The following is an 11,851-nucleotide window of genomic DNA, read 5'->3' as shown; positions in this document are numbered from 1 at the left end:
CTATAGACAAAGTCGAATATTTACTTACAAACTTTCACCCGTTGGGTGTTATTTCTCATTAACGTAACGCCTTTATTTTTCAAGGCTAAACGCTGATAGCTAACAGCTAATCGCTTAACTTAGGTTTAAATTATAATCCTTAAAATATGAAATATATTCCTGCGGTTATAATTTTCGCCTGCCTTGTACTCAAACTAAAATTCTAATTTTTCAAGACAGCCTCAAGCTAATTCGAAATTAACGGTTAATTCTGTTGCCACTAATGGTTGTGGGTGTTTGGGCAAAAGATGGAAAAGGAAAAAATCTACCTGGTGGATGGAAGTTCTTTTATCTATCGGGCATATCATGCGCTGCCTGAGCTGATAACAGCGAAGGGTCAGCCGACCAATGCGATTTATGGTTTCACCACCATGATGCTCAAGTTGATTGAAGATGAGCAGCCGGACTATCTTGCCGTGGTCATGGATGCCCGCCGGCCAACCTGGCGGGATAAAATTTATCCACAATATAAAGCGAATAGGCCACCGATGCCTGAGGATCTGGTGCAGCAATTACCCTATTTTACGCAGGTACTTGAGGCTTTGGGGGTTCCGTTCCTGCACCATGAAGGTTATGAAGCTGATGATCTGATCGCGACCCTGGTCAGAGAGGCAGGAGAAAAAGGGTTTGCGGTGGTAATTATTTCCGGAGATAAAGATCTTATGAGCCTTGTTGGTGATAATGTAGTCATGAATGATACCTTCAAGGGGAAGATATACACGGTTCCGGAAGTTGAAAAGAAGTTTGGCGTATCGGGGGAACAGTTACTGGATTTGCTGGCCCTGGCAGGGGATAAGTCTGATAATGTTCCAGGAATAAAAGGTGTTGGTCCCAAAACCGCCGTTGCCCTGCTGCAGGAGTTTGGTTCCCTGGAGAATCTGCTTGAGAATGCTGGCCAGGTAAAGCGACAAGGGTGGCGGGATAAAGTTAAATCAGGCATTGATGACGCCAGGATTTCCCGGAGACTGGTGTCCCTTGATGCCCAGGTGTCTCTGGAACTGAAACTGGAAGACCTGTCACGTGCTGATATGAATCATCAGCGTTTGCAGGAACTTTTTCAGGAGCTTGAATTTCATCGTTTAGCCAAGAAAATCGCTCCGCGTAAAACTATCAGTTCAGTCGGTTATCGGCTGATTATGACCATAGAGCAACTACGGGAAGTGGCTGACTGTCTGCTAAAGGTGAAAGGATTTGCCATTGATACGGAGACCACCTCCATTAATGCCATGGAGGCGAAGTTGGTTGGTGTATCTCTTTCCTGGGAAGAAGGGGAAGCCTGCTATATTCCGGTTGGCCATGCTCCTGAAGTTGCCGGGCAGCAGTTGTTGCTCAATGATTTGCAACGGTATCTTGGTCCGTTGCTGGATCATCCCGGCATCGAAAAATGGGGACATAATATTAAATATGATATGATTGTTCTCTTAAGACATGGTCTGATAATGGCCGGTAAACTGTACGACACCATGGTGGCATCCTATGTCTTGAATCCGGAACGTCATAGCCATAGTTTGGCCGCCATAGCGCAGGAAATGTTGCAGCATACAAGCATAGAGTTTAAAGATGTGGTTGGTCAGGGAAAAAAAGCCTGTACCTTTGATCAGGTTAAACTGGATATTGCTTCTGAATATGCCTGTGAAGATGCTTCACTAACCTATCTGTTGCATGAACAGCTGGCAGAAAAGGTTAAGGCCTCAGGTCTTGAAGAGTTATTTTATAAACTGGAAATGCCATTGGTTTCTGTTCTAATGCGGATGGAAATGTCAGGAGTTAAGGTAGATGTTTTTCTGCTCAACAAACTTGCAGCCGATTATGAAATAAAACTTAAGGCCATGGAGGAAGAGATTTTTGCTATCTCCGGCGTTAACTTCAATATCAATTCACCTAAACAGCTGGCAGAAGTACTGTTCGATCGCCTGAATCTGCCGGTCATAAAAACAACCAAGACTGGAGCCTCGACAAATGTTGATGTTCTTAAGGAACTGGCTGCACAACACCCGCTACCGGAAAAAATTCTTGCCTACCGATCTTTGGCCAAGCTGAAATCAACCTATCTTGACGCCCTCCCGAAACTGGTTAATCAGGAAACCGGCAGGGTGCATACATCATACAACCAGACAGTGGCCGCCACGGGCCGCCTGTCTTCCAGCGACCCGAATTTGCAGAATATTCCAATCCGCAGTCAGGAGGGCGGGAATATCAGGCGCGCATTTGTTGGTGATGGTGATAATGTTATTATGTCAGCTGATTATTCCCAGATTGAACTGCGTGTTCTGGCACATCTGTCGGGGGAACCGGAGCTGCTGGCGGCATTCGATCGCGGTGATGATATCCATACTTTGACCGCTGCCCTGATTTTTGAAGTCCTGCCGTTGATGGTAACCTCAGACATGCGTCGGGAGGCGAAGGTTATAAACTTTGGAGTTCTCTATGGCATGAGTCCCTATGGCTTGGCCCGGGAGTTGAAAATTGACCGGGAGACGGCTAAGGCTTATATAGAAAATTATTTTGCCACCTATGCTCGGGTTAAAAAGTTTTTTGAGCAATTAATTGCTCAAGCGGAGAAGCAGGGTTATGTTTCAACCATGCTGGGGCGTCGACGTTATCTGCCTGAAATCAACAGCCGCAATTCTAACCGCCGGGAAACGGCCCGTCGGATGGCGGTTAACAGTCCCATACAGGGATCAGCGGCAGATCTGATTAAATTGGTGATGATTAACCTTGATCACCGGTTGGAGAGCGAGAGATGGGAATCAAGGATGATCATGCAGGTCCATGATGAACTGGTATTTGAGGTTGTTCCAGCTGAAGTGGAATCACTGCGGGAAATGGTTCGCCGGGAAATGACAGAAATTGTTTCATTGCGCGTTCCCCTGCTGGTTGAAATCGGGGTGGGGAAAAATTGGCAGGAAGCCCATTGATGAAATGATATAATTTATTTTTGAGGATGCCCCGGCATGGCTCACGCTCATTCTCGCCGGCCGTCCATGGCCTGCCTGTGCGTGCCGCACGCAGACAGGCCGGCTTGTGAGGACACCGCTAAAGCAATGTCCCCGATTGTCCGCCGCGAATCACCGTCCTGGAGATTAGTTTGGCGGCCAAAACCGCTCAGAGCCAAGCCCGGTCATCCCGGGAAATTGCAGAAAATCGGGGTTAGACCACGCTGCTGTACGTTAATGTCTTAAGGTGGGGATGAGCTGATGATGGAAAAAAATCGATGAGCTATCAGGAAACCCTGGATTATTTATATGGGCTGGAGCATTTTGGTATCAGTCTCGGGCTCGAAAATATTCAGTCATTAATGGCCGCTTTTGATAACCCCCAGGAACAATTAGCGATTGTCCACGTGGCGGGTAGTAACGGCAAAGGTTCAACCACCTCGTTTTTGAAGGATATGCTTGCAGCCGCGGGACTGCGGGTTGGTGTTTATACCTCCCCGCATCTGTGCCATTTTTCGGAAAGAATAGTGGTGGCGGGTAAGCCGATTACGGAAGCTGAAATTGTGGAGCTGACCAGGGAACTGAGGCCGGTGGCAGAGCAGATTTCCCGTATAGTCACATTTTTTGATTTTACCACCGCCATGGCCTTGCTTCACTTTTCCCGCCGGCAGCCGGATGTAGTCATTTTAGAAACCGGACTGGGTGGCACACTGGATGCAACGAATGTGATTTTAAATCCGTTGCTGACCATGATAACCAATATTGCCTTGGAGCATGAAGAATATTTGGGAAATACTTTGCTTTCCGTCGCGCGGGAAAAAGCCGGTATTCTTAAACCCTTGACGCCGCTGGTTTCAGGGGTACGAAATCGCCGGATACGAGAGTATCTTGAACGCAAAAATCAGAGCCTGGGTGGAAAATGCTATTTCAGCGGCCGGGATTTTCGTATCCGCAGGAAACAGGACGGGAGTTTCAGTTATAAAGGGTTACGCAGACAGTTAAATGGCCTGCAGGTGAAAATGCTGGGAGAATATCAGCAGGATAACGCCTCCCTGGCGCTTTGCGCGCTTGAAGTCCTGGCCGGACTGGGAGTGGTAAATCCGGATGATAGTCAAATCCGACAGGGTTTAGCTGGCAGCTATTGGCCGGGCCGGCTGGAAAAAATCGGTAGCAGGCCGGATTTTTATATCGATGGGGCTCATAATCCTCATGGTGTGCGGGCACTGATTCCGGTATTACGTCAACTTTCAGTTGGACGCCGGCTGATTCTGCTGATTGGAGCGATGAAAGATAAGCAAGTTTCAGTAATGGTGTCCTATCTTGCTCCGTTGGCCGCAGAGATAATTGTGACCCGGGCTAAGTTGGACCGTTCCTGTTCGACCGAACAGTTGTATCTTGAGGCTGAAAAGTACTGTCAGCGAGTCTTTCGTACTGAAACAATTGCTGAAGCGATTTCCCTGGCCAAAAAGAGGGCTGAAGTAGACGATCTCATATTCTTTACCGGCTCACTCTATTGTGTCGGCGAGACGTTGGAGGAAATAAAGAGTTCTTGATTATTTACCCAGTTCCAGTTATTGCTGCCCGGTAAGGCCTTTGCATCGGCAATTTTGAGGTTTTAATTGATTGTGTGGGAGGGGCTAATTGAAGAAAATTGGTGTTATTGTGGGGAGCCCCAGGCGTGAGGGAAATACTGCTCGTTTGACTGACCAGGCAGTTAAAGGGGTGGTTGATGCTGGTGGCGAAGTGATTGAATATGTTTTGCGGGACTTGAAGCTATCCCCCTGTCTGGAAATATATGGATGTAAAAAAAACGGGCAATGTGTTATTCAGGATGATTTTCAGCAAATATGTTCGCAGCTAACCGGGTGCCAGGCATTTATCCTGAGTTCCCCGATGTTCTTTTATACGGTTAGCGCTCACACAAAAATATTTATGGACCGTTTCCAATCACGATGGGTTAAAAAATACTGGTTGGACGAAAAACCTTTTGATCACACTGAAAACCATAAAAAGGGTCTGTTTATTGCCGCTGGCGCTTCTCATGGTAAAAAGCTTTTTGACGGGGCATTGCTGACCGTCCGTTATTTTTTTGATACCCTGGATACAACCTTATGGCGGTCCCTGCTTTATCGGGGATTGGAATTCCCGGAGGATGTTCTCAAATACCCGGAATATCTTGATGAAGCCTATCAAAGTGGGGTAGATATTGTTCGTGCCCTGGCAGCCGGCGATGGCGAAAACTGTTAATGGGAGATTCAATGCAAGCTAAGTGGTTAGTGCAAAATAGCCCGTGGTATAAGTGGTTGCTGGCTCTAACGCTGCTGGTTGTTTTTTTATGCGGCTGGAATACAATGGTGTACGCCGCCTTTGATATGAAAACTTCAGCCAAGGCAGTTGAAATAGAGGCAAAGCACTTGATTTATGATAAGGTTCTTGGCCGCTATATTGCCCAGGGGGAAGTAGTCATTCGTCAGGAAAGCATGGAATTATCGGCAGATAAAGTCATTTTGGATAACCGTAGCCGTGAATTTGAAGCCTGGGGGGATGTCCTGCTGCGTGATCGTGAAGATTATCTTGCGTGTCGTTACCTGAAGTTTAATCTGGATACTAAAACCGGGCATATTCGCCAGGGCCGAATTTTTGTAAAAGATAAACATTTTTTTATCACCGGCAGGGAAATTGATAAATTGGGTCCGGATGAATACCTGGCGAAGGATGCAACCCTGACTTCCTGTGATGCTGCCAAAGCCGCCTGGATGGTCAGTTGTGAATCTGTGCACGTGACGAAAGGTGGTTATGGGGTTACAGATAAAGCAGTTTTTAAAGTTAAAGATATTCCGGTTATATATCTTCCCAAGGCATATTTTCCGGTTAAAACTTCTCGCCAGAGTGGGTTGCTGATGCCCTCCATCGGTTATGGTCAGGAAGATGGTCTGATGACTAAGAATGCCTATTTCTGGGCCATTGATGAGGCCCATGATGCAACGTTCACCTTGGAAACTTATGGACATCGGGGCGTTCGGTTGGGTGGTGAGTATCGCTATGTTTTAAATGAAACGGCCAAGGGGGAGATTAATGGAAGTTACCTGCATGATAAGCTGGTGAAGGATAATGAAGAATACCCCCATACTGAATCTGACCGCTGGTCACTGGGAGCTCGGCATTTCCAGGATTTTTCTAAAGGCGCTCAACTTAAAGCACATTTGAATTTTGTCAGTGATAATTATTTTTTGGATGATTTTTCCAACACTTTCAGCAATACATTTATTAATGAACTGGATGATGTTGATTATGAAACGGATAATGAGCTGCGATCTAATATTATCCTTTCCAAAAGCTGGGCTCGGCAGAATTTAAATCTGACGGCAGAAGGACTCTACTATGATTCTTTGATTCTGCCTCATAATGATACAGTTTTGCAAGTTTTACCCCAAATAACTTTGACTGCCCTGGAACAGCCACTGGGCAAGACGCCTTTATTCTGGCACCTGGACAGCTCTTACGTGAATTTCTGGCGGGATACCGGCGACCGCGGTCAACGTTTTGATTTTCATCCAGGGCTGAATTATCCGTTTCATCTGGGGCCGCTGGAAGTTACACCATCAGCCGGCGTCCGGGAGACTTTTTATCTGACTGACTGGGAGGATGAAGGTTCAGACACCGAGTCCAGGGAGCTTTTTGACGCCGGAGTGGAAGTGAAGACCGTGATGGAGCGGGTTTTCTCTCGGTCGGGGACCACGGCTGACCGTTTTCTGCACACCCTGGAGCCAACTGTAAACTATCTTTATGTTCCCGATGTTGACCAGGACGAAATGCCTCATTTTGATGACTTTGATCATATATATGAAGAAAACAATCTCACCTATGGATTGGTCAGCCGGCTGATTGGCCGTTATGCTGATCAAAATGGCGGCTATGATTATCATCAATATTTTAAAGTGGAACTGCAACAGTCATACAATCTGATTGACGAAGTAAACGGAGACCAGTTTACCGATAACCATAACTTTTCTGATGTTAAGGCCCAGCTGGAATATTGGAGTCGCAAATATTTTTACGGCAAACTGGAAAGTGAATATGATCCCAATGATAATCAGACACAGACTTTTTCGACCGTGCTCAGTTTTCAAGACAAGCGTCAGGATCGACTGAGATTTGAATATCGGTATGAGCGTGATGACCTCGAGGATTATATTGTCAGTGGCTATCTGCCAATGACCCCCACCCTTGACATTTACGGAAGTGCCCGCTATTCCGCGCTGGAAAAACTGATGTGGGAAAGTATTTATGGATTTAATTACCATGCCCAGTGCTGGGCCATTGACTTTTCCGTTAAAGAAGAGCATCAGCCCTATGATCTTCAGTTCAGGATGTTATTGACCCTGAACGGTCTGGGCACCATCGGGCAGCAATAGTAAGGTATCTTTTCTGTTTTATGGGGTACGTTGATTGGCCGCCGGGCTTTTCCCTGACGTAATTATGGCTCATTTATGCTTGACAATAAAAGTTAGTCTGTAATACTGTATGCAGTATCCAAGAGCTTGCCCCATCTTAAAATGTATAAAAGTTGCCCCCAATTTTAGCGATTATCTTTGAAAAATCAAGGGTTTACATTAACAAGGAAGTAAACATTCGATTTTGTTTATAAATTGGCAAATTCTTGGACCTAATATCCGTCAATTTTCTTAATTCTCGCGCTAAGCCGCAAAGACCGCGAACAGTTCAATTTGCTATATCGTCTGTCGTTTTTCATTGCGCCTTTGCGTCTTGAGTGTGTGAAGCGAACGGGCGCGAGACAAAAAAAAATACGCTGGCGCGGAATCACAGAAAGCAAATAACTGGTTTCTCTATACCTCTGTGAGAGTATTATTGCTTTTTTGAAAACGTGCCCGAATATTTACACCAGAAAGTAAACATTCGGGTACTGCTCAAATTGTCTCGATGTGGGGACAGAATTCAATTCTGTCCCCGTGCGAAGCACCCCAAGGGCGCTTCCTCGCTGGCGCTCAGGGCGCATGTGAAGTAAAGGTGCAAAGCAGTGCGATGAGCAGGCGAAGCATTTTAAGCTAATAAGCTAACCGCTAAAAGTTAATATCTCAATTTAGTTAACCCAGGGAGGATTGAATGACACAATACGAAGAAGCAATTGCCAGGTTGGATGAAATGAATCAGGCAGCAGAACTTGGGGGTGGGGAAGCTCGAATTGAAAAGCAGCATAAAATTGGAAAGATGACTGCCCGTGAAAGGATGCTGGGTTTTTTCGATGCTGGAAGCTTTGAAGAAATCGATAAATTTGTTACCCATCGCTGTACTGATTTCGGTATGGAGAAAAAGACCATCGTCGGTGATGGCTTGGTAAGCGGATACGGGAAAGTAAATGGGCGTCTTACTTTTGCTTTTGCCCAGGATTTTACTGCCATTGGCGGGACTTTGAGTGAAACCAATGCCAAGAAAATATGCAAGGTTCTGGACATGGCAGCTGCTGCCGGGGCGCCGTTTATCGGCCTTAACGATTCCGGTGGCGCCAGAATTCATGAAGGGGTTGCCAGTCTGGGCGGCTATGCTGAACTGTTTTACCGGAATACCATTTACTCCGGGGTTGTTCCCCAGATTTCCGGGATTCTCGGTCCCTGCGCCGGAGGTGCCGTCTATTCTCCGGCAATTATGGATTTTGTGGTGATGACCGAAAAAACCAGCTACATGTTTATTACTGGGCCAAATGTGATTAAGGCGGTAACCAACGAAGAGGTAACCCAGGAAAAGTTGGGGGGCGCCTCAACCCATATGTCGGTCAGTGGTGTTGCCCATCTGGCAGGGAAAAATGACCAGGATACCATAGAGACAGTAAAAAAATTATTGAGTTATCTGCCCCAAAGTAATCGTGAAAAAGCGCCGTTATTTCCCTATGACGGCGAAGTTGAGCAACTTCTCCCTGAATTGAATGAGGTGGTGCCGGCTGATCCTCGCCGGCCTTACGATATCAAGAAAATTATCAAAGGAGTGGCGGATTATAATGACTTTTTTGAAGTTCAGCCACAGTACGCGCGGAATATGGTAATTGGCTTCGCCCGGTTTAATGGCGAATCTGTGGGGATTGTCGCCAACCAGCCTAATTTTATGGCTGGTTGTCTGGATATTAATGCGTCTGATAAGTGTTCACGTTTCATCCGCTTTTGTGACTGTTTTAATATTCCCATTCTGACATTTGTGGATGTGCCCGGTTTCTTGCCGGGTACGGGTCAGGAATTTGGTGGTATCATTCGCCATGGGGCAAAAATAATTTTTGCCTATGCTGAGTCCACAGTTCCAAAAATTACCATTACCACACGCAAGTCTTATGGCGGAGCGTACTGTGCCATGTCATCCAAGCAACTTCGTTCTGATATCCATTTTGCCTATCCGACGGCGGAATTCTCGGTAATGGGCCCCGATGGCGCGGTTAATATTGTTTTCAATAAGGAGCTGAAAAATGCCGAGGATCCCGCTGCTCGCCGGGAAGAATTAGTGGAAGAATATCGACAGAAGTTTGCCAATCCCTACCGGGCAGCATCTTATGGTTTCGTCGATGAAGTGATTAAACCTGAAATGACCCGGATAAAAATTATTCGGGCATTGGAGATGCTCCAGGATAAAGAGCAGGAAAAGCCATACAAAAAACATAGTAATATTCCGTTATAAGAAGCGATGGAAGAGGGTTTTCATGAGAGCTAAATCCGGTTGTTAACTGACAGTATTCAGAAGGAGGGCAGAAATATGACCTGTAGTGAGCATAAACAAGCATTTCAGCAGCGCCAACAGCAATGGCAGGAGTTGGTTGATAAGGCCTGTGCCCGCTTTCCCGAACGTCGGGAAAATTTTGCCACCACCTCCGGTATCGAAATGAAGCGCCTGTTTACTCCGGAAGATCTGGAGCAGATAGATTATACCGAGGATATCGGTTTCCCGGGCATTTATCCTTTTACCCGTGGGGTTCAGCCGACCATGTATCGGGCTCGTTTCTGGACCATGCGTCAGTATGCCGGCTTTGGCTCGGCAGAGGAAACCAATAAAAGATATAAATACCTGCTGGAAAACGGTCAGACAGGCCTGAGCGTTGCTTTTGACCTGCCAACCCAGATTGGTTATGATTCCGATTTTGAGCTTTCTGAAGGGGAGGTGGGCAAGGTGGGTGTTGCTATCGATACCCTTGCTGACATGGAAACCCTTTTTGACGGGATTTCCCTGGATAAGGTAAGTACCTCGATGACGATCAATGCCCCGGCGGCCGTCCTGCTGGCCATGTATGTAGCGGTGGCTGAAAAACAGGGGGTTGCGCCAGAACAACTGCGAGGTACTATTCAAAATGATGTCTTGAAAGAATATTTTGCCCGCGGCACATATATTTTCCCTCCGTCACCATCGATGAAAATCATCACTGATATTTTTGCTTTCTGCAAAGATAATTTACCCAGCTGGAATACTATCAGTATCAGTGGCTATCATATTCGTGAGGCAGGATCTTCCGCGGTTCAGGAGGTTGCCTTTACTCTGGCGGACGGTTTGGCTTACGTTGATGCGGCGATTAAGTCAGGGTTGGATGTGGATGTATTTGCCAAACGGTTATCCTTTTTCTTCAATGTTCACAATCCATTTTTGGAGGAAGTGGCTAAATTCAGAGCTGCCCGCCGTCTCTGGGCCCGGCTGATGAAAGAACGGTTTGGGGCCAAGAAACCAGCGTCAATGATGCTGCGTTTCCATACCCAGACTGCCGGTTGCTCTTTGACCGCTCAGCAGCCCAATAATAATGTGGTCAGGGTAACCATCCAGGCTCTTGCCGCTGTTTTGGGAGGAACTAATTCCCTGCACACCAATTCCCGTGATGAAGCTCTTTGCCTGCCCACCGAGGATTCGGTGCGGATTGCTCTGCGGACGCAGCAGGTTATTGCCCATGAAAGTGGGGTTGCCGACAGTGTCGATCCTCTGGCCGGTTCTTACCTGGTTGAATCTCTGACCAGTAAGATTGAAGATCAAGCCATGGCCTATATCAAGAAGATTGATGATCTGGGCGGAGTGGTCAAGGCCATAGAAGCCGGTTATATTCAGAATGAAATCGGCGACAGTGCCTATGCCTATCAGAAAGCGGTGGAAACTCAAGAGCAGGTTATTGTCGGGGTGAATAAATTTACCATTGAAGAAGCGCCGCCGGAGAATCTGTTGACGGTCAAGGCGGAGATGGAACGGAAACAGCGGCAGAAACTGGCGCAGGTAAAAGGCGGCCGGGATAACAAAGCGGTGAATAAAGCCCTGCAACAACTGAAACTAGTTGCTGAAGAGGGAGGCAATCTGATGATTCCGATTGTGGCTGCTGTGAAGCTGTATGCCAGCCTGGGTGAAGTTTGTGGCGTTTTACGTCAGGTATTTGGTGAATATCAGGAGCAGTAGTATTCCGGCCTGCCTGCCGGCAGACAGGTTTGTTAAAAAATGGAGGAAAACGGTATGGCTAAAGTGATAAAAGTATTAGTTGGTAAACCGGGTTTGGACGGTCATGACCGGGGAGCCAGAGTGGTAGCCCGGGCGTTGAGAGATGCTGGAATGGAGGTTATTTATACCGGGATTCGCCAGACTCCCGAGCAGATTGTGGCCACGGCGATTCAGGAAGACGTAGATGCCGTGGGGCTCAGCTGCCTTTCAGGAGCTCATAATAACCTGTTCCCCAAAGTGGTGAACTTGCTAAGGGAGAAAGGTGCTGAGGATATCCTGGTATTTGGCGGCGGCATAATTCCTGATGGGGATATTGCCGGCTTGAAAGATTCAGGTATCAAGGAGATCTTTCGTCCCGGATCTTCTACTGATGAAACCATAAAGTTTATTACCGACCAGGTGAATCAGTAATCCGG

General features: G+C 46.9%; 8 protein-coding genes. All 8 read left to right on the top strand.

Annotation, left to right across the window (positions count from 1 at the left end):
* The first annotated feature begins 287 nt into the window (after positions 1 to 287).
* The 8 genes from polA (at position 288) to U9P07_07615 (ending at position 11,846) form a co-directional block, all read left to right on the top strand.
* The gene (polA, locus tag U9P07_07650; protein ID MEA2109277.1) at positions 288 to 2,957 is read left to right on the top strand and encodes a DNA polymerase I; all 2,670 of its coding nucleotides are present in this window, start codon (positions 288 to 290) and stop codon (positions 2,955 to 2,957) included.
* 36 nt (positions 2,958 to 2,993) lie between these two features.
* Entirely contained in the window at positions 2,994 to 3,221 is a 228-nt protein-coding gene (locus U9P07_07645) for a hypothetical protein (GenBank protein MEA2109276.1), read from the top strand.
* 32 nt (positions 3,222 to 3,253) lie between these two features.
* Positions 3,254 to 4,528 (top strand): folylpolyglutamate synthase/dihydrofolate synthase family protein, encoded by a 1,275-nt coding sequence (locus U9P07_07640; protein ID MEA2109275.1) that lies wholly within the window; start codon positions 3,254 to 3,256, stop codon positions 4,526 to 4,528.
* Positions 4,529 to 4,616: 88 nt separating this feature from the next.
* Complete coding sequence (locus tag U9P07_07635) at positions 4,617 to 5,222, top strand: flavodoxin family protein (GenBank protein MEA2109274.1); 606 nt, start codon at positions 4,617 to 4,619, stop codon at positions 5,220 to 5,222.
* 11 nt (positions 5,223 to 5,233) lie between these two features.
* Positions 5,234 to 7,390, top strand: a complete 2,157-nt coding sequence (lptD, locus tag U9P07_07630; protein ID MEA2109273.1) for an LPS assembly protein LptD — start codon at positions 5,234 to 5,236, stop codon at positions 7,388 to 7,390.
* 709 nt (positions 7,391 to 8,099) lie between these two features.
* The gene (locus U9P07_07625) at positions 8,100 to 9,653 is read left to right on the top strand and encodes a carboxyl transferase domain-containing protein (GenBank protein MEA2109272.1); all 1,554 of its coding nucleotides are present in this window, start codon (positions 8,100 to 8,102) and stop codon (positions 9,651 to 9,653) included.
* 75 nt (positions 9,654 to 9,728) lie between these two features.
* A complete protein-coding gene (locus U9P07_07620) occupies positions 9,729 to 11,396 on the top strand; it encodes a methylmalonyl-CoA mutase family protein (GenBank protein MEA2109271.1) in 1,668 nt (555 codons plus the stop codon).
* A 54-nt stretch (positions 11,397 to 11,450) separates the two neighbouring features.
* Positions 11,451 to 11,846, top strand: a complete 396-nt coding sequence (locus U9P07_07615; GenBank protein MEA2109270.1) for a cobalamin B12-binding domain-containing protein — start codon at positions 11,451 to 11,453, stop codon at positions 11,844 to 11,846.
* Positions 11,847 to 11,851 lie beyond the last annotated feature (5 nt).

The organism is Pseudomonadota bacterium, assembly GCA_034660915.1.
In the GTDB taxonomy this organism is placed as follows: Bacteria; Desulfobacterota; Anaeroferrophillalia; order Anaeroferrophillales; family Anaeroferrophillaceae; genus DQWO01.
This window is presented reverse-complemented; position numbering and strand designations above follow the sequence as displayed.